Raw genomic sequence first — 23,017 nt, 5'->3', positions numbered from 1 at the left:
AATCAGCTTTGTGCTGATTTCTGTCTTAGATAAAATAAACACTAACAAATTGAACGCAACTAACTAGGAGGGTGAAGACACGTGGCATTTGAATTTAAACTGCCGGATATCGGTGAAGGTATCCACGAAGGTGAAATTGTAAAATGGTTCGTAAAAGCTGGAGATGAAATTGATGAGGATGATGTACTAGCAGAAGTACAAAATGACAAAGCTGTTGTTGAAATCCCATCTCCTGTAAAAGGTAAAGTATTAGAAGTAAAAGTTGACGAAGGTACAGTAGCTACTGTAGGACAAGTTATCGTTACTTTTGATGCTCCTGGATACGAAGACTTAAAATTCAAAGGTGACGATCATGATGATGCACCAGCAGAACAAGCTAAAGAAGAAGCTTCAACTGAAGAAGTGACTGAAGAAGCAACAGCTCCTGCAGCACAAGCTGATGTTGATCCTAACCGTAAAGTAATTGCTATGCCTTCAGTGCGCAAATATGCTCGTGAAAAAGGTGTAGACATTAAAGCTGTTCCTGGTTCAGGTAAAAACGGACGTATTGTTAAAGATGACATCGATAGCTTCCTATCTGGTGGTTCTACAGCTACAGCAACTGCTGAAGCTCCAGCTAAAGAGGAAACTGCTTCAGCTGAACCAAAAGCAGCAGCAGCACAAGCTATTCCTGAAGGCGACCTACCAGAAACTCGCGAGAAAATGAGCGGTATCCGTCGTGCAATCGCAAAAGCTATGGTTAACTCTAAGCACACTGCTCCACACGTAACATTAATGGATGAAATCGATGTAACAGCTCTTGTTGCTCATCGTAAAAAATTCAAAACAGTTGCAGCAGATCAAGGTATTAAATTAACATTCTTACCTTACGTGGTAAAAGCGTTAACTTCAGCACTTAAGAAGTTCCCAGCTCTTAACACTTCAATCGATGACTCTACTGATGAAGTAATTCAAAAACATTACTACAACATCGGTATCGCTGCTGACACTGAAAAAGGTCTTTTAGTACCAGTTGTGAAAAATGCTGATCGTAAATCTGTGTTCGAAATTTCTGATCAAATTAACGACCTTGCTGGAAAAGCACGTGATGGTAAATTAGCTCCTGCTGAAATGAAAGGCGCTTCTTGTACAATCACAAATATCGGTTCTGCTGGTGGACAATGGTTTACTCCTGTTATCAACCACCCAGAAGTTGCAATTCTAGGTATCGGACGTATCGCTGAAAAACCAGTTGTACGCGACGGTGAAATTGTAATTGCTCCAGTATTAGCATTATCACTAAGCTTTGACCACCGTATTATCGATGGCGCAACAGCTCAAAACGCTCTTAACCAAATCAAGCGTTTATTAAATGATCCAGAATTATTATTAATGGAGGCGTAATAAATGGTAGTAGGAGATTTCCCAATCGAAACTGATACTCTTGTCATTGGTGCTGGCCCTGGTGGCTACGTTGCAGCAATTCGTGCAGCTCAATTAGGTCAAAAAGTTACAATCGTAGAAAAAGGTAACCTTGGAGGCGTATGCTTAAACGTTGGCTGTATTCCTTCAAAAGCATTAATCGCTGCAGGTCACCGTTTTGAACACGCTAAACATTCTGAAGACATGGGGATTATCGCTGAGAATGTAACAGTTGATTTCTCTAAAGTTCAAGAATTCAAAAACGGCGTTGTAAACAAACTTACTGGCGGTGTTGAAGGCCTTCTTAAAGGTAACAAAGTTGACATCGTAAAAGGTGAAGCTTACTTCGTTGACAGCGAAACTGTACGTGTAATGGATGAAAATTCTGCACAAACGTACAAATTCAAAAATGCTATCCTTGCAACTGGTTCTCGTCCAATCGAGATCCCTGGATTTAAATTCTCTGAGCGCGTAATCAACTCTACAGGTGCATTAGCGCTTAAAGAAGTTCCTAAAAAATTAGTTGTAATCGGTGGAGGTTACATCGGTACTGAGCTTGGTACTGCTTTTGCTAACTTCGGTACAGAAGTTACATTTGTAGAAGCTGCTGATGAAATCTTAGCTGGTTTTGAAAAACAAATGAGTTCACTTGTTAAACGTAACCTTAAGAAAAAAGGAAACGTTGAAATCTATACAAAAGCAATGGCTAAAGGTGTTGAAGAAACTGCTGACGGCGTACAGGTTACGTTTGAAGTAGGCGGAGAGTCAAAAGTAATCGATGCTGACTACGTATTAGTTACTGTAGGTCGTCGTCCTAACACTGATGAGCTTGGTCTTGAGCAAGTTGGCGTTAAAATGACTGACCGTGGTCTTATCGAAATCGATAACCAAACTCGTACATCTGTAAGCAACATCTTTGCAATTGGTGATATCGTAACTGGACCTCCACTTGCACACAAAGCTTCTTACGAAGGTAAAATCGCAGCTGAAGTAATCGCTGGCGAACCTGCTGAAATTGACTACTTAGGAATTCCAGCAGTTGTATTCTCTGAGCCTGAGCTTGCATCTGTAGGTTATACTGAAGCACAAGCGAAAGAAGAAGGATTAGCTGTTAAAGCTTCTAAATTCCCATTTGCTGCTAACGGACGTGCGCTTGCACTTAACGCTGCAGAAGGCTTCTTGAAGCTTATCACTCGTAAAGAAGACGGAGTAGTTGTTGGTGCTCAAATCGCTGGACCTAGCGCATCTGACATGATTGCTGAGCTTGGTCTTGCTATCGAGGCTGGCGTAACAGCTGAAGATATCGCATTGACAATTCACGCTCACCCAACATTAGGTGAAATCACAATGGAAGCTGCTGAAGTAGCTATTGGAAGCCCAATTCACATTGTAAAATAATGTTTTTAAAAAGCTGATGCGTATGCATCGGCTTTTTTTTTTGAAGAAAAAGGTTTTCATAAAGTATCAGATGCTTGTCAGACAGTTTTTGTGGCTGATGAGTATACTCTTTTAGAGGAAACGTGTAAAAAGCGCTGAGGCAGTCTTAAATGAGCTCTAGATGCATACATATGAAGTGGGACGTGCTTTCCTTATAGGTAGATAAAAAACTGCTCTTTTGGATAACGAATGAAAAGGCGGCGGAGGAGCTATGAAGACGTATTTCGTTTGGAGCTTACACATTTTTATTTGGATGGGTTATTCACTGGTTGAATTGCTATCAAAACGTGATCAGTTGACATCTAAAATTATTTTATTTTTAGTATTTGCTTATTTAGCTTATGGCATAGCAGAAATGAACGTCAAATCTAAAAGACTGGCGCTTATGATGACGGGTACAACTTCAGCTGTCTGCTTGACATGTTATCAACTAATTTTATTTTGCACGGCGTAAGATTGCATAAAAAAAGCGTTAGCTTATATAAGCTAACGCTTTTTTTGTCTTACACAGATTTCTTTTCTCTTTTCAATGCGCCTTCTTCTTTAAATGCTTTCATTAATGAGAAGACCGTTAGCACCAGCACAATTGAGAATGGAAGTGCTGCTATAATCGCAGCTGTTTGGAGCGCATCCAAACCACCTGTCCAAAGCAGAATGATTGCTGTTAACGATTGAATTAAGCCCCACGTAAGCTTAATAGAGCCTGAAGGATTTAGATCACCATTTGTTGTCTGCATTCCTAAAACAAATGTAGCTGAGTCAGCTGATGTAATGAAGAATGTAGCAATTAAGCAAATAGCGACAATGGACATGAACGTACCAAATGGAAACTGTTCAAGTACATAGAATAAAGCAACTTCTGTTCCTTTATTGTTTATAACATCCATAACAGGAAGATTCTTAAAAAAGTCTAAGTAGACCCCAGAACCTCCGAATACGGAAAACCATAATCCACCAAATACGGTCGGAACAGCTAGTACACCAATTAAAAATTCTCGAATGGTTCTACCTCGTGAAATACGAGCAATGAACGTACCAACAAACGGTGCCCAAGCGATCCACCATACCCAGTAGAAAATTGTCCAATCTTGAACCCAGGTACTGTTATCAAACGGGCTCAATCGAAAACTCATCGACGGCAAGTTTTGAATGTAGCTGCCAATTGTTGTAACGAATAAGTCCATAATAAAGTTGGTTGGACCTGCAGATAACAAGAATAGCATTAACAGAATAGCTAAAACAATATTAATGTTACTCAAATACTTAATACCTTTGTTCAAACCCGTCTGTGCTGACAGCATGAACAAGAACGTCACGATAATAATAACAATTAATTGAGTGGTGAAATTATTATCAATACTTGGCGACAAGTAAGAGGCTCCACCGGTAATTTGAATAGCGCCCAGTCTTAGAGATGTTGCCACCCCCAAAACAGTTGCAAATACGGCGATGCCATTTATGATCGTTCCAAGAGGTCCATCAACACGTTTTCCTAATAGTGGACGTAAAATATTACGGATTATGAACGGGTAACCTTTTCTAAATTGAAAATATGCAAGGGCCAGTGCAAGAACGGAATAAATAGCCCAAGGATGTAAACCCCAGTGGAAAAACGAATAACGTAGAGCTGCGCGAGCTGATTCTGCTGTACCGCCTTCACCACAAGGTGGAGTATGAAAATGATTGATTGGTTCTGAAACACCCCAGAATACAAGTCAAATCCCCATACCAGCACTGAATAACATGGCAAACCATGAGACATAACCATACTGAGGCTTTTCTTCAGGTTTACCTAGTTTAATATTTCCGTACTTTGAAAAAATTAAGTACAGCGTAAAAACTAAGAATAATGTAGCTGCTAATAAGTAATACCAGCCAAATTTCTCGATGATAAAACTATGTATTGCCGATGTGACAGGTGTAAGCGCTGCGCTTCCTAGCACAGATTCCGGAATAACACCCCATACGATAAATACTGCAGCAATAATAACCGAAATGATAAAAACAGGAGTCAGTTTTTTCATCGATTATCACTTCTTTCCTATTCTATTTTACATAACATGTTTTCTCATATAACCTTTTTAGCTATACATGAAACCACATGGTTATACATTCTAGTAAAGTTTGTATGAAATGTCTACTCTATTAGTAAGAAAAAACGGCAAGAACCCAAATTCTTATTTTTCGTAATTATTTTAAAGTGCTGAAATAGATGTGAAATTAGACATTGTTTTTTCATATAAATAGAGATGATGCTAAGCGTTCAGCTTTTTGAAAACAAATATAACATTTATGAGAAAAATATTTTTAATGTGACATACTAATTAGTTGTTGACATATTTAATGTGACATAATAATATAATATCAAGAGTTGTAAAACGCTTACAAAAAAAGACGGTTAAAGGGGAGTTTACAAAATGGGAACAATCGTATGTCAAACATGTAACTGCACAATTGATCATTTCGAAGATGAGAAAGTGACGCGATTATACTCAACATGTAAAAGCGGAGAATGTCAAAAAGCAGATGAAGATTTAGATTAATTCAATAAAAAAAGGTGCGGAAATTCGCACCTTTTTTTTATTGAATTGCTTTATGTTCTTTAATGACACGAAATGTTTTTAATTCAAAATCTTCCGGACCCTGCACTGGTAAACCTGCCTCTAAGTTTGTTTCAATGTAGGTTAAATTTTCCTCAGTGATGATTTCCCCGGGAATAAAAATAGGAATACCAGGAGGATAGACCATCACAAATTCCGCAATAATACGACCTGCCGACTCATGAAAAGGTACCACTTCTGTTTCAGCGTAAAAAGCATCGCGAGGTGTTAAAGCCAATACAGGAATATCAGGCAATAAAATAGCCGGTTTTGCCGTTGTTTCAGAAAGATTATGGAATTTTGCAGATAATTCACGCAGAGCTGTGACCAGACGTAACAGATCTTCTTCTGTATCTCCAGGCGTGATAATACATAGAATATTATAAAGGTCAGACATTTCAACTTCGATATTATGAGCTTCACGCATCCATTTTTCTACGTCATAGCCCGTAATTCCTAAATCTGAAACAGAAATAATTAATTTAGTAGGGTCTAAATCATACGTAGCTTTTGTCCCTAAAATTTCTCTGCCTATACATCGGATATGCTCAATTGTATTAATTTCTTTTCGTGCTTTTTCAGCAAGAGAAATTGCACGTTCAGCCAGCTCTTTTCCTTCTGTAGCTAAACGTTTTCGTGCAACATCTAAAGAAGCCAGCAGCAGATAAGATGTTGATGTTGTTGTGAGCATGCTTAAAATAGACTGTACACGTTTTGGAGAAATTAAGCCTTCGCGTATGTTTAGAATTGAACTTTGCGTCATAGAGCCCCCTAATTTATGCACGCTTGTTGCTGCCATATCTGCACCGGCCTGCATAGCAGACAGAGGCAAATCATCATGGAAGTGAATATGAACGCCGTGAGCTTCATCAACAAGTACAGGCACTTGATACGAGTGGGCAATTTCTACGATTTTACGAAGGTCTCCAGAAATTCCAAAATAAGTTGGGTTGATAACAAGCACTGCTTTTGCTTCAGGGTGCTGCTTTAAGGCTTTTTCTACAGAGTCCGATGTAATACCGTGAGAAATGCCAAGATTTTCGTCAATTTCAGGGTGAATAAAAATAGGCGTAGCTCCTGAAAAAACAATCGCACTCATAACAGATTTATGCACGTTTCTAGGAACGATAATTTTATCTCCAGGACCACATGTCGCCATGACCATTGCCATAATTGCTCCGCTCGTTCCTTGAACAGAGAAAAAAGTATGGTCAGCACCAAATGCTTCTGCAGCTAAATCCTGCGCTTGTTTGATAATGCCTTTTGGCTGGTGAAGGTCATCAAGAGGACCGATATTAATTAAATCAATGGATAAAGCATCATCGCCAATAAATGAGCGGAATTCAGGATCCATTCCATTTCCTTTTTTATGTCCAGGGATATGGAATTGTGTTGGGTTTTTCTTAGCGTGATTAACCAATCCAGTAAATAATGGAGTTGAAAATTGAGAAGACAACTTTGCTATACACCTCTTTTATCATAAATTGTCAGTCCCTCTAAGCAAAGCTTAGAGGGACTTTGATTGTTTTTTATCAAATTACAGCATTCAATTTTATATACCAAAAACTAGTGGCTGTTGAATTCTACATATTAAAATATCAGATCTTTTTTCTATAAAAGAAATTCAACAGAAATTCTACTCGGCAGTTTTCTTGATTTTAACCATTATATAAATGAATGAAACGTGTATGTTTACTACTGTTTGATAATATAAATACAATTTTTAGTTAAAAAAATACAAGTAATTGTAAACTGCTTATTACTTATTATTTTATAGTTCTTTATGTTTTGAAAATCCCCATAAAACAAAAGAATTATAGCACTTATTAACCCATTTGCAAAGATATTTTAAAGAGAAAATAAAAAGAAAAAAAAGGAGAAATTCTTTTGTGTGAACAGAGAATAAATTTTGTGTACATTATAGATTGTGATAGAGTTAAGAATATAGATATACATAGATTGAAGAAATAAATGGAGTGATGAGAAGTGGAATATCAATACCCTATCTCCCTTGATTGGAGTACAGAAGAAATTATTGATGTAGTGAAGTTTTTTGAAAGCATTGAACGAGCTTATGAAAAAGGTATTGAGCGTGATCACCTAATGGCAGTCTATCGCCGATTTAAAGAAATTGTGCCAAGTAAAGCAGAAGAAAAAACAATCTGTAACGATTTTGAAGATCAAAGCAAATATTCTTCTTATCGAACGATTCAAAAAGCAAAGGCTGCTTCTTCTGGAGACATCATAAAAATGTAAAAAATGGAGCCAAGCTTGGCTCCATTTTTTTATATCAATTCGTTAAAATTATGCATATGCTTTTTTAGTTAGTTCATATAATGGAGTTACCGTATGAAATGTTTGTTCAATACGAGCTATCCATTCTTCGCCGTTCATTGCAATCGCTTCTTCTTTTGGAATTGTAATGCCGCATAGGATCTCAGCTTTTTTAACCGTCTCTAGACGTTCAAACAAACTCTCTAAGTCTTCAGAAGATAAGTCGCCCATTTTGTCACTATCAGGTTTTGTATGATCTTTCGACCAAACAAACGAGGCTGGGATATTTTGACGAATCTCCTCAATGTTTTGTTTTAGCAGCTTTCCAAATTGTTCTTTAATAGGTGATTCGTAAATGACGGCGAACCACACAAAGACATGTGTTTCCCAAAGGCCAATTTGAAAATGAGGGAGCTTTTTATACCCGCGTTTACTGTTAGCAAAGGCTACCCACGTATCTGCTGGCGGGTTAACTGTTCTTCGTGCATGTTTGGCAATGTGTACGAACATTTCATCTCCACAAAGTGAAGAAAGAGTAGGAGCAAAATGATTGCTCAATTGTTCGAATTTTGGGCGTATCGTTGTCTTGATGGCTTCCATACGTGCATCAAGTCCCTCGATACGGAATACGTTAAAGTCATCTTGTGAAAATCCTGAGAATGCCATGTGAAACCTCCGTTTTTTAGTGAATATGTATAGCTGCTGTGCATCTATGCAAGTAAGTATGATTTACGCGAAGATTCTACCACATGAAAAGCATAAACACCAATTAATTCGCATATGCTTGTCAAAACGTGTCTATCATTTTTTTATAGGTAATCACACAATTTAGTTACATGAGATTAGGTTTCGACATAGACTATATCAATCAAAATATCTGAAAATTTAGTTTTCTATAAGCAGGTTCAATAATTTGAGAGGGGTGTTTGAAACATGAAACAAGTGGTGAATATGTATAAGAAGAATGATGGACAAAAAAGATTAGGTGTAATTCGTTTGGAGTTAGATTACGAGTTAGCAACGTTATATGAAGCCATGATGGAGAATAATGAGGAACAAAAACAAAAATGTAAGCGAAAGCTCGAGAAACTTCGTGAAGAAATGATATCTCTTCAGTAGCAGATACGGGAATAAAATAGAACAAATAAGGGTAAACTGTAAAAAAGGATTAAACTGAATGAGCAGATTCATAAGTGGTAACAGAGCACGTGGGAGAAGAAGCGGCAGTTCTTCTCCCACGTGCTCTGTTAATTGACATCTTGCAGAGGTTTTTTTAAGCTTAAATAAGAGACGTATTTTTGAGGGGGAATTGAGATGACGCAACGCTGGAAAGAAATTGATACATACGTTAAAGAGTGGCTAAAAGAAGCTGGACAAAAAATTCAACAGTCGTTTAGTAAAGAACTTCTCATTCAAACGAAATCGAATCCAAATGATTTAGTAACAAATATGGATAAAGAAATTGAACAGTTTTTTATCTCAAAAATCAATGAAACCTTTCCGGAACATCATATTCTCGGAGAAGAAGGATATGGAGAAGAGCTTGAATCAGACGAAGGAACGATTTGGATTATCGATCCAATCGACGGTACGATGAACTTTGTTCATCAGCAGCGAAATTTTGCTATTTCCATCGGTATATTTGAAGATGGTGTAGGACAAGCAGGTTATATTTACGATGTTATTCATAATGAGCTGTATCATGCTTTAAAAGGACAGGGCGCGTTTATGAATAACATCCAATTGCCGAAACTTGAACCTGTACCAGTTGAACAAGCTATTATTAGCCTAAATGCAACATGGGTGACGGAGAACCGCCGTATTGATCCTTCCGTATTAAGTCCGCTTGTGCGTAAAGTAAGAGGGACCCGTTCATATGGATCCGCAGCTATTGAGCTTGCTTACGTAGCGGCTGGACGCTTGGATGGATACATTACTTTACGCTTGGCTCCATGGGACTTTGCTGCCGGTAAAGTATTGATTGAAGAAGTTGGAGGAGTTATGACGGATTTAGAAGGAAAGCCGTTAGAGATTCTTGAAAAAAGCAGTGTATTTGTAAGCAAACCAACATTACATGACGAAATCTTTCGTACGTACCTTGAAGGAAAGTGGAATAAATAAAATAGAAGTGAAGACTTACGTGTAGTCAAAGAATTTTGTGATGAAAAAACGTCATGAACCATTTTGATGTTGCAAATGGCCATGACGCTTTCAATCATCGCAAAAAAATTACAGCTGCCCTTTTTCTCGCATTTTTTTCTTAGTCGTAAAGCCAAGGCCCATTACAACAATTAAAGCTGCGATAGCTAAAATGACCCCGAGAGCGCTTCCTTCTCCGATAAATATGCCGATTGACATAATTGCCGCAGTTGCGATAAATGCATATAAAACAAATACCCACTTAATGTTTCTCATGTTGATTCCTCCCATTTATAACGGATATTTATAGTGTACAACAAAATCATTCTGCAATTCTAGAGTTAGTGTGATATAATAGCTTAGTTATTACAAGCATAGGAGTGAAATGCGTGAACATTCGTAAAGATTTACGTAATATTGCCATTATTGCCCATGTAGACCATGGGAAAACAACGTTAGTAGATAAATTATTACATCAGTCCGGAACATTCCGTACTAATGAGCATGTTGAAGAACGTGCGATGGATTCAAATGACCTTGAGCGTGAGCGTGGAATTACAATTTTAGCGAAAAACACAGCTATTAATTATAAAGATACGCGTATCAACATTATGGATACGCCAGGACATGCTGACTTCGGTGGAGAAGTTGAGCGTATTATGAAAATGGTAGACGGTGTTCTACTTGTAGTAGATGCATATGAAGGATGTATGCCTCAAACTCGCTTTGTATTGAAAAAAGCATTAGAGCAAAACTTAACGCCGATTGTTGTTGTTAACAAAATTGACCGTGACTTTGCTCGTCCAACTGAAGTAGTTGATGAAGTAATTGACTTATTTATTGAACTAGGTGCAAGCGAGGAACAAATTGAGTTCCCTGTTGTTTATGCTTCAGCAATCAACGGAACGGCTAGCACGAACCCTGAAAAGCAAGATGAGAACATGTCATCTCTATTTGACTCAATCATCGAGCACATTCCAGCACCAGTAGACAACAGCGACGAACCACTTCAATTCCAAGTGGCAATGCTTGACTACAATGACTATCTTGGTCGTATCGGTGTAGGTCGCGTATTCCGCGGAACAATGAAAGTAGGCCAGCAAGTTGCATTAATGAAGCTTGACGGTACGGTAAAACAATTCCGTGTAACAAAATTATTCGGTTTCCTAGGCTTAAAGCGTGTTGAAATCGAAGAAGCAAAAGCAGGAGACCTGATCGCTGTATCAGGAATGGAAGACATCAACGTAGGTGAAACCGTATGTCCGTTTGACCACCAAGATGCACTGCCAATTTTACGTATTGATGAACCTACTTTACAAATGACGTTCTTAGTAAACAATTCACCGTTTGCTGGTCGTGAAGGTAAATTTGTTACATCTCGTAAAATTGAAGAGCGCTTAATGTCTGAACTTGAGACGGATGTAAGTTTACGCGTGGAAAATACTGATTCACCGGATGTATGGGTTGTTTCAGGACGTGGAGAACTTCATTTATCTATTTTAATTGAAAATATGCGTCGTGAAGGATATGAGATTCAAGTATCAAAACCTGAAGTAATCGTTCGTGAAATTGATGGCGTTCGCTGTGAGCCAGTTGAACGTGTGCAAATCGACGTGCCTGAAGAACATACGGGTTCTATTATGGAATCAATGGGTGCTCGTAAAGGTGAAATGGTTGATATGATTAACAACGGCAGCGGTCAAGTTCGTCTGATCTTTATGGTTCCTGCACGCGGTTTAATCGGTTATACAACTGAGTTCTTATCGTTAACTCGTGGATTCGGTATTATTAACCATTCATTTGATAGCTACCAGCCAATGCAGCAAGGTCAAGTTGGAGGTCGCCGTCAAGGTGTGCTTGTTTCTATGGAAAGCGGTAAATCATCTACTTATGGAATCCAAGGCGTAGAAGACCGCGGCACAATTTTCGTTGAGCCAGGTACAGAAGTATACGAAGGTATGATCGTAGGAGAACACACTCGTGAAAATGATATCGTTGTTAACATCTGTAAAATGAAGCAAATGACGAATATGCGTTCTGCTAATAAAGATCAAACAACAGGTATGAAAAAACCTCGTATTATGTCTTTAGAGCAATCACTTGAATATTTAAACGAAGATGAATATTGTGAAATCACACCAGAATCTATTCGTCTACGTAAAAAAATTCTTGATAAAAATGAACGTGAAAAAGCAGCGAAAAAGAAAAAATACGCTGACACGAAATAATAAAAAAAGTAAGTCGTTAGCTCTATCTGCTAGCGGCTTGTTTTTTATCTATTATATCAGAATTTTCTATTTTTGAAAGCGTTTTATAAATAAGGAATTTGGAAAGGAAAAAGGTGGCTTATATCGAATAATGTAAAGTAAGGAATAGGGGGAAGAAGTATGGATGTAAAAGAACACCTTTCATTTTTTGCTGCTCTGTATCAAGTAGATGAACATGCAAAAATAGGAATGTGGCTGTTATACTTTACCATTTTAGGGCTATCTGTTCTCGTGTACAAACTCGGGTTTGCAAAGAAGCTGCCGCTTTTAAAATCTGTGGTTATTTATCTATTTTTAGCTTTTGGATGTACGATCTTAACGTTTTTAGGCATTTTTTTACCTGTAGCTGAAGGGCTTGTGGTTGCAGCGCTTGTATTAATTATTTATAAAATACGGCTGTATCAGGCTAAAAAGCAAAACTCCACGTTGGGTTCATGAAAGACTACATAAAAAGACGCTTGTAGCTACAAGCGTCTTTTTAGTATGATATAGCCGAAGACAAGAGCGGCTGCGAAAATTAAATGGCCAGCTGTCCAATAAAAAATCGCTACTGCATCATCCACCGCAGGCGTAGGCTTGAGCGCAAGCAGCGTCAACGGAAAATACAAAGGAATGGTTGGAAGTGTTAATAAAAAGGAACACAATACGATTTTTCGAATAGACATATTATTTAATTTACCTACTATGTAAACAAAAACGATCCCAATTGCAACGGCAATGAGTAAATGAAAAACAAACTCTACCCATTCAGGCCATTGAATAGGGCCAATGATAGGAATAAAATCAACATTTAATAAAAGGGTATAAACTTGTTTGCCGGTTAGCCATTCTATCCATTTTAAACATAACCCAAGGATAATCCCGCTTAACATGCCAATACTTATTCCTAATCGGAGCACCTTACCAATCCTCCTCTGTCTTTTTCGACTCATATAGTTTAAAGTTACCAGTAGCTATGCGTTCTTTTGTTCGTTTTTCAATCCGTTCAGAACATTCATTGCACATATATGTATGGATAGGACGGTTGCGCAGTCGTTTTGCCACAAGCGTTTCATCCTCAATTGTTTCAATTTTATCGCACATGACACATTGTACTCTCATTTCTATCACCTCAACTTCTCTATACATCATTCTAGCCGAAAATTCTTGTTTTATAAAGTTTTTTTGCGGTGCTATCTCTCAGTAGAAAAGGAACGATAGGAAAACATTCCTAAAGAAGCAGGTAATTTTGCTTGTTAGCTCGAAGATAGTAACTAGTAAGTACATAAACAGTAGGAGGGATGAAAATGGCCAACGAAGTCGAGACTCAATTAGTAGATGCATTATACGATGAGCTACAGACAGAGAGATTTGCAACCATTTCAACTATTGATTTTGAAACAAACGGTCCAAATGTTAGTGCCATTTCGTGGTTAGTAGCTCCGACTAAACAAAAAATTCGATTTGCCGTAGATGTCAAATCGAGGATTGTAGAAAACATTAAACATACGAATAAAGCAGTGGTAAATATTCTTGCTAATGAATCATGCTACTCAATCAGCGGAATAGCTGAGGTAGCGCAAGAAAAGTTAGAAGGAGTAGCTTTAAAGCTGGCGCTAATTGAACTAGATATTAATGAAGTAAGAGATGTCATGTTCTATGGTTCTAAGATTTCAGTAAACCCTTCATATGAAAAGACCTATGATCCAGTAGCAGCTGCTAAACTCGATAAGCAAGTAATTGAAGCGATAAAAAAAGCTTAGCAGCAGCCTGCCGCTAAGCGACTTTCTTATTCATTTTTTTGAAGATGATTATTAGATTGTTTTTCCTGCTCATTCTTTAAATTTTGCTCTTGTTTATTATTTAATTTTTGATTGTTTGTATCTGTTGAGCTAGGATTTCGGCGAATTTCTTCTGCAAATTCAGGCATCACTCGGTTTACAATGGCTGCTAATTCATCTAAAAATCCTGTAACCGGCCGACCTTTGCGAATTTCATTTCCAATTTGTTTTAGCCGAGCGACCGTATCAGGATCTGCAATAACAACAGAATTAGCGCCGTACGGATCAGCTTTCAGACCTTCGGCAACTGTATATTTGATTGAACTTACCTCTGAACGATCAATATCTTTGCCGACGTCAATGCCTACGATTGCATACTTACCAAGCACAATGGCAGTAGCATCATTTACATTCGGAACGCTTGAAGCCAGTTCAACTAAATGAGCTGATATTTCATTAGCAGTACGCTTGTGAGAGCGTTCAGGAGATGAATTTTTGACCTGTACAATTCGATCTGTTTTTTGCCCTTCTTCAACGTCTGCTTGGTTATTGTTACAGCCGGTTAGTGTAATAAAACATAAGCTAATGGATAGAAAAAATTTGTTCATTGTGGGAGACTCCTCCTTATGAATGACTCATTTTTTGTAGTAATTTGTATTTAGTTTCTAATAGTTCTTCTATCTTTATACACGTGTTCATATATTTAAAGAAAATGGTCCGTCCATTTAAGGTCACTTCACACATGTGCGTTACATAGTATATAAATGGATGGGTGCCTTGTTTCACTCCTTACAGGAAAAACAATCGGAGTAGGAGGCTGAATTATTGGGAAAAATTTATGTATTAGATACGAATGTTTTATTACAAGATCCGCATTCAATTTTTTCATTTGATGATAACGAAGTAGTGATTCCGGCCGTTGTGCTAGAAGAAGTTGATTCGAAAAAAAGAAATATGGATGAAGTCGGACGAAATGCAAGGCAGGTATCCAAACTCATTGATAACTTGAGACAACATGGAAAGTTATATGAGAAAATCCCTTTAGAAAATGGGGGCCATTTGCGAATTGAACTCAATCATCGCTCTTTTCAACAGCTTCAAGAAATCTTTGTGGAAAAAACAAATGATAATCGAATTTTAGCGGTTGCTAAAAATCTATCTCTTGAAGAGGAAACAAAAGAAGATGGACGTGAAGTGATACTAGTGAGTAAAGATGTGTTGGTACGTGTGAAGGCTGACGCAATCGGCTTAAGAGCAGAAGATTTTTTAAGTGATAGAGTAGTGGAATTCAATAGTATTTATACAGGCTTTTCGGAAGTCTATATTGCAAAAGAACTGCTGAGTCAATTTTACGAAAAAGGAGAGCTGCTAACGTCTCAAATTGCGAACCACTCCTTTTTTGCAAATCAATTCTTAGTGATGAAAGATGCATTTGGGGGATCCGGATCAGCCATCGGCATTGTCGATCAGACAACAACGAAAGTAAAAAAGCTTTTATTTGAATATGATCATATCTGGGGAATCAAACCTCGAAATGTTCAGCAAATTATGGCCTTAGAACTTCTTCTTAGAGACGACGTTCAACTGGTCACGTTAATTGGAAAGGCAGGTACGGGTAAAACGCTGCTTGCTTTAGCTTCAGGACTTATGCAGACGGAAGATCTAGGATGTTTTAAAAAGCTACTTGTAGCTCGTCCTATTGTTCCTTTAGGGAAAGATATTGGATTCTTGCCAGGAGAAAAGCAGGAGAAGCTTCGTCCATGGATGCAACCAATTTATGATAACCTAGAGTACTTATTCAACACTAAAAAGCCTGGAGAACTGGATGCGATTCTAGCGGGGCTCAGTTCAATAGAAGTGGAAGCCTTGACGTATATAAGAGGCCGAAGCATTCCGGAACAGTTCATTATTATTGATGAAGCGCAAAATTTAACGAAGCATGAAATTAAAACAATTTTAACAAGGGTAGGGGAAAAGAGTAAAATTGTCCTTATGGGAGATCCGGCTCAAATTGATCATCCTTATTTAGATGAGTATAACAACGGATTAACGTACGTAGTTGAAAAGTTTAAAGAGCAAAAAGTATCGGGCCACGTTCGGTTAATCAAAGGAGAGCGCTCCGGGCTAGCACAATTAGCAGCTGATATTCTTTAAAAGAAGCGGGGTTCCTTTTGGAACCCCGCTTCTTTTATTATGTAACGATGATTTCTTCCACATATTTAATAGGGTTATTTCGGTTAGATCCGTCAGGTAAATAGACATAGATAGGCCCATCTTCTCTAAGAGGCTTTCCATCTTGGCTGAAACCAAAGACTAGTTTTTGAGCTTCTTCTAATGAAAAAGAAATCAGCGCGTCTTTTGTTTTAAATGAAACGTTGGTAGCTTCTTCAGTAGGTGAAGCGTTTGCTAGAAAAGGTGCAAATAAAATACCAAATGTTCCATTTACTAGCTCCCGTTTTTTGAATTTCTTTTCGGTTTTTAACGTAGGAGGAAAGACGGCTCCCTCTTGAATTTCACGGTCCCAATGCTTCGAAACAGCCTTTGTGTACGCTTCTGTCTCGTCTTTTTGCTCCGGTGGATGTTCAAAGAAAACGTCCATATCGAGCTTGCGGTCATCGAAAATCCACACGCTTGGGTCGAGTGTCAGCGTATATTTTACTTTTCCTTTTAACATAATAATTGAATTCATCATAAATGCCCCCTTGCTAAAAGTATAAGCGCTTTCTACTTATTTGTCACTTTGATGAAAAAATTTAGTTGAGAGTGATTCTCGTATGATATAATGTAAAGGTCAACGAAAGTGCGAAATTTCCTACATCTATGGTAACGGTTTTGAGAAAGTAACAGTATAAAAAAGACGGCCAGCCTCACGGACATGTTTATCCTTGCTTTTTTGGAGCATAGCCTTTAAAATTGAGAGATAGATTAGGTAATCGCTCGCGAACGGAGGGATTGAGTTTGACGCCTGAGACAATGATAGATCATCGTGAAAAAGCGTATGCGTTGTTAAAAGCTGATGCAGATAAGATTTTGCAATTAATTCAAGTTCAAATGGATAACTTAACAATGCCACAATGTCCTCTTTATGAAGAGGTTTTAGATACACAAATGTTTGGTTTATCAAGAGAAATTGATTTTGCAGTTCGTCTTGGTTTAATTGATGAACGTGTTGGAAAAACATTGCTAGACCGCCTCGAGCGTGAACTTTCTGCACTGCATGAAGCGTTTACAAAAAAATAAAAATCACGCGATCGAAACTCAAACTATATACAAACGTAGTTTGAGTTTTTTATTACAGGTGGTTGAAATTTCCTAATTTACTCAAATTTGTACATAAAAGATGAAACGAAACAGAAACACGTCATTTTTAAAGGAAGAGGGTTATGGTAAAAAAAATATTTAGGCATTTTGACTATTCAATTGTAATTCCAGTGCTGCTTCTTTGTGCGGTTGGACTAGTTATGGTTTACAGTTCAAGTATGATTGTAAGTATTACAAGATATCATACGTCAAGCGATTTCTTTTACAACAGACAAAAAATGTGGCTTGCTTTTACGCTTGTATTGTTCATTTTAACAATGCTAACACCTTACAAGCTGTATCCTAAAATACTGCCTTATGCGATTCTAGGCATTTTTGTACTGCTTTTGCTTGTGTTTGTAATGGGACATACGAGTAACAATGCGCAAAGTTGGCTGCAGCTTGGCGGGGCAAACATGCAGCCGGCTGAGTATGCCAAGCTTGTTGTCATTTTATACTTATCGTATGTTTTGTCTAAAAGGCAAGAGTATATTGACAACATCAAAAAAGCTTTTTTTGGACCTATGGGTCTTGTATTTCTAATATTAGGCTTTGTAGCTATTCAGCCTGACCTTGGAACGGGATCAATTATTTTTGCTATTGCTGTTACCATTATGCTATGTTCGGGAATCTCTAAAAAAACCTTTTTCCGCATGCTAGCACTAGGTATCATTTTGCTTACGGTAATTATTACGATTGGTTTTTTTACAGGTCAGTTTACTGCCAATCGAATTGGCCGTTTTACCGGTGCATCAGATCCGTTTACCAATGCTCAAGGAACCGGTTATCAGCTGGTTAATTCATATTTAGCAATAGGTACAGGAGGCTTAAAAGGCCTTGGTTTAGGAGAAAGTGTACAAAAGTATGGTTATCTTCCGGAGCCCCATACCGATTTCATTATGGCTATTATTGCAGAAGAATTAGGGTTCTTTGGAGTTATGCTCGTGCTGGGCCTTTTAGGCTTCTTAATTTTCAGGATTTTAATGCTGGCTAAAAAATCTCAGGATCCGTTTGCCAGCATGATTTGTATTGGAGTAGCCAGTATGATAGGTATTCAAACAGGCATTAATCTTGGAGGACTTACGGGACTCATTCCGATTACCGGCGTCACGCTTCCGTTTATCAGTTACGGAGGGTCTTCGCTGCTAACGCTGATGGTATCTATGGGAATTATTGTAAATATTTCGTTTTTCGTAAATTATCAAAATAAAAAACAGAAAAATACGGAAAATATTGTGCTACATCCGAACAATACACCAACAACAAGCGAATGATTTTCGTGAAAAAAATGTGTAAAAAAAGCAAAAATTTATTGGAATTTTATCATTTTCCATTGATTTTTGCTTTTCTTTTATCTAATTTTGCTATATATTGAAGTTTATACGAAATTGAGAGGAGATTAGCAACATGAGTTTTGTAACTAAAAAAATCAAAAAAGTATTAGTAGCAAACCGAGGAGAAATTGCAATTCGTGTATTTCGAGCATGTACTGAACTGAATATTCGGACTGTTGCGATTTATTCTAAGGAAGACGCAGGCTCTTATCACCGTTACAAAGCGGATGAAGCCTATTTAGTAGGAGCGGAGAAAAAACCGATTGATGCTTATTTAGATATAGAAGGCATCATCGACATTGCTAAGTCTCATGATGTAGATGCTATTCACCCTGGCTATGGTTTTTTGTCAGAAAATATCCAATTTGCGAAACGTTGCGAAGAAGAAGGCATTATTTTTATTGGCCCAAAATCCAAGCATCTTGATATGTTTGGCGATAAAGTAAAAGCACGTCATCAGGCTATTCAAGCAGATATTCCCGTTATTCCTGGTACGGATGGTCCTATTGATTCAATTGACGAAGCAAAAGAATTTGCTAATCAGCATGGATATCCTCTAATGATCAAAGCTGCTTTGGGCGGAGGCGGTCGAGGCATGCGTATCGTTCGCGATGCAGACAGCCTGAACGAATCTTATGACCGTGCTAAATCAGAAGCAAAAGCGGCTTTTGGTAATGATGAAGTGTATGTCGAGAAACTAGTTGAAAATCCAAAACATATTGAAGTGCAAATTTTAGGTGATGAACAAGGAAATGTTGTGCATCTTTATGAACGCGACTGCTCTGTGCAGCGTCGTCATCAAAAAGTAGTAGAAGTAGCACCAAGTGTTTCTATAGATGAAGACTTACGTCTCCGCATTTGTGAAGCAGCTGTGCAGCTGATGGAAAAAGTGCAGTACATAAATGCTGGTACAGTAGAATTTTTAGTATCGGGAAACGATTTTTATTTTATTGAAGTAAATCCACGTGTTCAAGTAGAGCACACAATTACTGAAATGATTACAGGTATTGATATCGTTCAATCGCAAATTTTAATTGCAGACGGCTACGCGCTTCACAGCAAGGAAGTGTCCATTCCTGCACAAGATCAAATTCACGTACATGGATATGCGATTCAATCTCGTGTAACGACAGAAGATCCGTTAAACAATTTTATGCCGGATACGGGTAAGATTATGGCTTATCGTTCTGGTGGCGGTTTTGGAGTACGTTTAGATACGGGAAACAGCTTCCAAGGTGCTGTAATTACGCCTTATTATGATTCACTGTTAGTAAAAGTAACAACATGGGCATTAACATTCGATCAAGCCGCATCAAAAATGGTACGGAACTTAAAAGAATTTCGTATTCGTGGAATTAAAACAAATATTCCGTTTCTTGAAAATGTAGTGAAGCATGATAAGTTCTTAACAGGTGCTTATGATACATCATTTATTGACACAACGCCTGAACTTTTTGTTTTCCCGAAGCGAAAAGACCGCGGAACTAAAATGCTTACATACATTGGGAATGTTACGGTAAACGGATTCCCAGGTGTATCGGAAAAGAAAAAGCCGATCTTTACGAAACCGCGCGTTCCTAGTGTGGATATAAGCAAACCAATTCAAAACGGAACAAAGCAGATTTTAGATGAAAAAGGTGCAGAAGGTTTAGTAAATTGGGTGAAAGAACGTAAGGAAGTGCTATTAACGGATACAACCTTCCGTGATGGCCATCAGTCTCTTTTAGCAACGCGTATCCGTACAAACGACTTAAAACAAGTAGCTAACCCAACTGCACGCTTGCTTCCAGATTTATTTTCTATGGAAATGTGGGGGGGAGCAACGTTTGATGTCGCTTATCGATTCTTAAAAGAAGATCCGTGGGATCGCTTGCTTACTTTACGTCAACAAGCGCCAAACGTTCTTTTCCAAATGCTTCTTCGCGCGTCAAATGCGGTTGGATATAAAAACTATCCTGATAATGTAATTAAAGAATTTGTTGAAAAATCAGCTTATGCAGGTATTGATGTTTTCCGTATCTTTGACAGCTTAAACTGGGTGCAAGGAATGACTCTTGCAATTGACTCCGTTCGTCAAACAGGAAAGATTGCAGAAGCAGCGATGTGTTATACAGGTGATATTTTAGATCCGACGCGCCGTAAGTATGATTTGGATTACTACAAGAACTTAGCAAAAGAGCTTGAGCAGTCTGGAGCACATATCCTGGGCATTAAAGATATGGCGGGTCTTTTAAAACCACAGGCAGCTTATGATTTAGTATCGGCTCTAAAAGAAACGGTTGATATTCCAATCCACCTTCATACGCATGATACAAGCGGAAACGGTGTATACACGTATGCAAAAGCAATTGAAGCAGGTGTAGACATTGTAGACGTAGCCGTAAGCTCAATGGCAGGCTTAACGTCTCAGCCAAGTGCTAACTCTCTTTATTACGCATTAGAAGGTGCGGACCGCAGACCAAATCTAGATATTAAAAATCTAGAACAGCTTTCTTACTATTGGGAAGACGTGCGAAAATATTACCAAGACTTCGAAAGCGGCATGAACGCTCCTCATACGGAAGTGTACGAGCATGAAATGCCAGGGGGTCAATATAGCAACTTACAGCAACAAGCAAAAGCAGTTGGTTTAGGAAACCGCTGGGATGAAGTAAAAGATATGTATTCACGCGTGAATTTGTTATTTGGTGATATTGTAAAAGTTACGCCATCATCAAAAGTAGTTGGAGATATGGCATTGTTTATGGTTCAAAACAACTTGACAGAAGAAACGCTGTTTGAGCGCGGTGAAACGCTTGACTTCCCGGATTCAGTTATTGAATTGTTTGAAGGGTATTTAGGGCAGCCTCACGGGGGATTCCCTAAAGAGCTTCAGCGCATCATTCTAAAAGGCAGAAAACCTATTACAGTTCGTCCTGGAGAATTGTTAGAAGATGTGGACTTCGATGCAGTGAAAGAGAAGCTGTTTAAAGACTTAAATCGTCAAGTAACGAGTTTTGATGCCATTGCTTATGCGCTGTATCCAAAAGTATTTATGGATTACCACAAAGCAGTCGAACAATACGGGGACATTTCTGTTCTTGATACACCGACTTTCCTATACGGCATGCGTTTAGGAGAAGAGGTTGAAATTGAGATTGAAAAAGGAAAAACCTTAATTGTCCGCCTTGTATCCATTGGAGAACCGCAGGCAGACGGTACGCGAGCGGTATACTTTGAATTGAACGGTCAGCCTCGTGAAGTCGTGATTAAAGACGAAAGTGTCAAAACAACCGTTACGGCAAAACAAAAAGCCGACCAAGGAAATCCGGCCCACATCGGCGCTTCAATGCCTGGAACCGTTATTCGAGTAGTAGTAGAAAAAGGCGATAAAGTCTCAAAAGGTGATCACTTAATGATCACAGAAGCAATGAAAATGGAAACAACCGTGCAAGCACCATTTGACGGCGTGATTAAACAAGTACACGTGTCGAGTGGAGATGGCATCCAGCCGGGAGATCTGTTAATTGAATTAGAAAGCTAATTAAAAAAGGTACGAGCTCTGAGCTCGTACCTTTTTTGATCAATTATGTGTATGACGCGTTGCAAGTAAGGTTAAGTAGCTTAATACACCGAATAGGAAAGAGATAATTAAAGAATGAGCAAGCGCGAGCTCTAGCTGCAAACGTGTGACAACAACAAGCATACCGGAAACCGCCTGAAAAATAATTAGAATGAGAGCAGTTAACCATCCGTAAAAAATATTTTTTTGATAGCGATAATATTTAACTGCATGGATAAAGGCAGCTAAAATCCATACAAACGTTAAAACAGCAGCGAATCGATGTCCCATTTGAATCCACTGATTCAAATCAACAGGTAGCCAACCGTTTCCGTTTGAACAAAATGGAACGTCTGGACAAGCCAAGCTAGCTTCTTTATGGCGAACAAGCGCGCCCGTGTACACAACAGCATATGTGTACAAGATAACCCCGTAAATGTGTTTTTTCATTTTAGAGCCTAGCTGTATATTAGTTGCGTCGAGCTTTTGATCCACTTCAAAGATAATAAGTGTTAACAGCAGCACAGAAGCAAACGAAATAAGGGAAATACCAAAATGAAGAGCAAGCACTGCATCTGATTGCCCCCACATAACGGCAGCAGCCCCAATTAATGCTTGCAGTACTAGGAAGAAAAAAGAGATAAATGCTAAAGGTCTAACTTCTTTTATATGTCCTAGTGAAATCCATGCCCATACGCATAAAGCGAGCACAAGAAAGCCCGACACGCCAGAAACTAAACGGTGGCTTAGTTCAACAACGGTTTCAAATGTTAAAGGGTCAGGAATGAGCTGTCCATTACACAGAGGCCAAGAATCTCCGCACCCGTCTGCTGAACCAGTTTTCGTGACAAGGGCACCGCCAAGTAGAATAAGTAACATGGCCATGCTCGTCACAACGGATAAAGATTTTAATCCAAGTCGCACAATAATCACCATCCTAAAAGCAAAGTAAGTAATATAACGA

The 23,017-nt window shown here is 38.4% G+C and carries 22 protein-coding genes and 1 pseudogene; 14 read left to right on the top strand and 9 right to left on the bottom strand.

The genetic code is table 11. The features are described from left to right. Positions 1–81 precede the first annotated feature (81 nt). The 3 genes from LAV82_RS08125 (at position 82) to LAV82_RS08115 (ending at position 3,292) form a co-directional block, all read left to right on the top strand. Entirely contained in the window at positions 82–1,383 is a 1,302-nt protein-coding gene (locus tag LAV82_RS08125) for a dihydrolipoamide acetyltransferase family protein (RefSeq protein WP_499715860.1), read from the top strand. A 3-nt stretch (positions 1,384–1,386) separates the two neighbouring features. Then, on the top strand, positions 1,387–2,799 hold the full coding sequence (gene lpdA, locus LAV82_RS08120; RefSeq protein WP_013082295.1) for a dihydrolipoyl dehydrogenase: 1,413 nt from the start codon (positions 1,387–1,389) through the stop codon (positions 2,797–2,799). 250 nt (positions 2,800–3,049) lie between these two features. Continuing rightward, positions 3,050–3,292, top strand: coding sequence for a hypothetical protein (locus LAV82_RS08115; protein ID WP_499715859.1), 243 nt, complete (start codon positions 3,050–3,052; stop codon positions 3,290–3,292). 49 nt (positions 3,293–3,341) lie between these two features. On the opposite strand, the pseudogene LAV82_RS08110 reads toward LAV82_RS08115, so the two are convergent. Further along, positions 3,342–4,862 (bottom strand): annotated as a pseudogene (locus tag LAV82_RS08110) (glycine betaine uptake BCCT transporter). Positions 4,863–5,255: 393 nt separating this feature from the next. Here LAV82_RS08110 and LAV82_RS08105 point away from each other — a divergent pair. Continuing rightward, a complete protein-coding gene (locus LAV82_RS08105; RefSeq protein ID WP_013056059.1) occupies positions 5,256–5,381 on the top strand; it encodes a GapA-binding peptide SR1P in 126 nt (41 codons plus the stop codon). 37 nt (positions 5,382–5,418) lie between these two features. Here the strand turns inward: LAV82_RS08105 and LAV82_RS08100 are convergent, their stop codons facing one another. Further along, positions 5,419–6,894, bottom strand: coding sequence for an aminotransferase class I/II-fold pyridoxal phosphate-dependent enzyme (locus LAV82_RS08100; protein WP_013056060.1), 1,476 nt, complete (start codon positions 6,892–6,894; stop codon positions 5,419–5,421). A 530-nt stretch (positions 6,895–7,424) separates the two neighbouring features. On the opposite strand from LAV82_RS08100, the gene LAV82_RS08095 reads away from it, so the two are divergent. Beyond that, on the top strand, positions 7,425–7,694 hold the full coding sequence (locus LAV82_RS08095; RefSeq protein WP_013056061.1) for a UPF0223 family protein: 270 nt from the start codon (positions 7,425–7,427) through the stop codon (positions 7,692–7,694). 48 nt (positions 7,695–7,742) lie between these two features. Here the strand turns inward: LAV82_RS08095 and LAV82_RS08090 are convergent, their stop codons facing one another. Beyond that, positions 7,743–8,378 (bottom strand): YktB family protein, encoded by a 636-nt coding sequence (locus LAV82_RS08090; RefSeq protein WP_013056062.1) that lies wholly within the window; start codon positions 8,376–8,378, stop codon positions 7,743–7,745. A 267-nt stretch (positions 8,379–8,645) separates the two neighbouring features. On the opposite strand from LAV82_RS08090, the gene LAV82_RS08085 reads away from it, so the two are divergent. Both LAV82_RS08085 and LAV82_RS08080 read left to right on the top strand, forming a co-directional pair. Next, on the top strand, positions 8,646–8,831 hold the full coding sequence (locus LAV82_RS08085; RefSeq protein ID WP_013056063.1) for a YkzI domain-containing protein: 186 nt from the start codon (positions 8,646–8,648) through the stop codon (positions 8,829–8,831). Between the two features lie 195 nt (positions 8,832–9,026). Further along, the gene (locus tag LAV82_RS08080) at positions 9,027–9,833 is read left to right on the top strand and encodes an inositol monophosphatase family protein (RefSeq protein WP_013056064.1); all 807 of its coding nucleotides are present in this window, start codon (positions 9,027–9,029) and stop codon (positions 9,831–9,833) included. A gap of 108 nt (positions 9,834–9,941) precedes the next feature. Here the strand turns inward: LAV82_RS08080 and LAV82_RS08075 are convergent, their stop codons facing one another. Next, on the bottom strand, positions 9,942–10,127 hold the full coding sequence (locus tag LAV82_RS08075) for a YlaF family protein (RefSeq protein WP_016763441.1): 186 nt from the start codon (positions 10,125–10,127) through the stop codon (positions 9,942–9,944). Positions 10,128–10,240: 113 nt separating this feature from the next. On the opposite strand from LAV82_RS08075, the gene typA reads away from it, so the two are divergent. Together typA and LAV82_RS08065 are read left to right on the top strand one after the other, a co-directional pair. Then, positions 10,241–12,079, top strand: a complete 1,839-nt coding sequence (gene typA / locus LAV82_RS08070) for a translational GTPase TypA (protein ID WP_013056066.1) — start codon at positions 10,241–10,243, stop codon at positions 12,077–12,079. 159 nt (positions 12,080–12,238) lie between these two features. After that, on the top strand, positions 12,239–12,556 hold the full coding sequence (locus LAV82_RS08065) for a YlaH-like family protein (protein ID WP_013056067.1): 318 nt from the start codon (positions 12,239–12,241) through the stop codon (positions 12,554–12,556). A 26-nt stretch (positions 12,557–12,582) separates the two neighbouring features. Here LAV82_RS08065 and LAV82_RS08060 read toward each other — a convergent pair whose 3' ends face one another. Continuing rightward, on the bottom strand, positions 12,583–13,017 hold the full coding sequence (locus LAV82_RS08060; RefSeq protein WP_013056068.1) for a hypothetical protein: 435 nt from the start codon (positions 13,015–13,017) through the stop codon (positions 12,583–12,585). A 1-nt stretch (position 13,018) separates the two neighbouring features. After that, on the bottom strand, positions 13,019–13,219 hold the full coding sequence (locus LAV82_RS08055) for a YlaI family protein (protein ID WP_013056069.1): 201 nt from the start codon (positions 13,217–13,219) through the stop codon (positions 13,019–13,021). Positions 13,220–13,404: 185 nt separating this feature from the next. Between LAV82_RS08055 and LAV82_RS08050 the strand changes: the two genes are divergently transcribed. Beyond that, positions 13,405–13,860 carry a pyridoxamine 5'-phosphate oxidase family protein gene (locus LAV82_RS08050; protein ID WP_013056070.1) on the top strand — a complete coding sequence of 152 codons (456 nt, stop codon included), beginning with the start codon at positions 13,405–13,407 and terminating at the stop codon, positions 13,858–13,860. A gap of 26 nt (positions 13,861–13,886) precedes the next feature. Here the strand turns inward: LAV82_RS08050 and LAV82_RS08045 are convergent, their stop codons facing one another. Continuing rightward, entirely contained in the window at positions 13,887–14,486 is a 600-nt protein-coding gene (locus LAV82_RS08045; protein ID WP_013056071.1) for a YhcN/YlaJ family sporulation lipoprotein, read from the bottom strand. A gap of 217 nt (positions 14,487–14,703) precedes the next feature. Here LAV82_RS08045 and LAV82_RS08040 point away from each other — a divergent pair, with 217 nt between their 5' ends. Then, entirely contained in the window at positions 14,704–16,032 is a 1,329-nt protein-coding gene (locus LAV82_RS08040; RefSeq protein WP_013056072.1) for a PhoH family protein, read from the top strand. A 37-nt stretch (positions 16,033–16,069) separates the two neighbouring features. On the opposite strand, the gene LAV82_RS08035 is transcribed toward LAV82_RS08040, so the two are convergent. Then, positions 16,070–16,570 carry a peptidyl-prolyl cis-trans isomerase gene (locus tag LAV82_RS08035; RefSeq protein WP_499715856.1) on the bottom strand — a complete coding sequence of 167 codons (501 nt, stop codon included), beginning with the start codon at positions 16,568–16,570 and terminating at the stop codon, positions 16,070–16,072. 281 nt (positions 16,571–16,851) lie between these two features. Between LAV82_RS08035 and LAV82_RS08030 the strand changes: the two genes are divergently transcribed. The 3 genes from LAV82_RS08030 (at position 16,852) to pyc (ending at position 22,035) form a co-directional block, all read left to right on the top strand. Further along, the gene (locus LAV82_RS08030; RefSeq protein WP_370506486.1) at positions 16,852–17,118 is read left to right on the top strand and encodes an Fpa/YlaN family protein; all 267 of its coding nucleotides are present in this window, start codon (positions 16,852–16,854) and stop codon (positions 17,116–17,118) included. Positions 17,119–17,261: 143 nt separating this feature from the next. Then, entirely contained in the window at positions 17,262–18,452 is a 1,191-nt protein-coding gene (locus tag LAV82_RS08025) for an FtsW/RodA/SpoVE family cell cycle protein (RefSeq protein ID WP_499715855.1), read from the top strand. Positions 18,453–18,585: 133 nt separating this feature from the next. Next, complete coding sequence (gene pyc, locus LAV82_RS08020; protein ID WP_499715854.1) at positions 18,586–22,035, top strand: pyruvate carboxylase; 3,450 nt, start codon at positions 18,586–18,588, stop codon at positions 22,033–22,035. A gap of 39 nt (positions 22,036–22,074) precedes the next feature. Here pyc and LAV82_RS08015 read toward each other — a convergent pair whose 3' ends face one another. Then, entirely contained in the window at positions 22,075–22,977 is a 903-nt protein-coding gene (locus tag LAV82_RS08015; protein WP_211078256.1) for a COX15/CtaA family protein, read from the bottom strand. Positions 22,978–23,017: the final 40 nt, after the last annotated feature.

The sequence above is a fragment of the Bacillus sp. ILBB4 genome (genome assembly GCF_035064545.1).
In the GTDB taxonomy this organism is placed as follows: Bacteria; Bacillota; Bacilli; order Bacillales; family Bacillaceae_H; genus Priestia.
The sequence above is the reverse complement of the archived record's forward strand: the minus strand, read 5'-3'. Positions and strand labels throughout refer to the sequence as shown.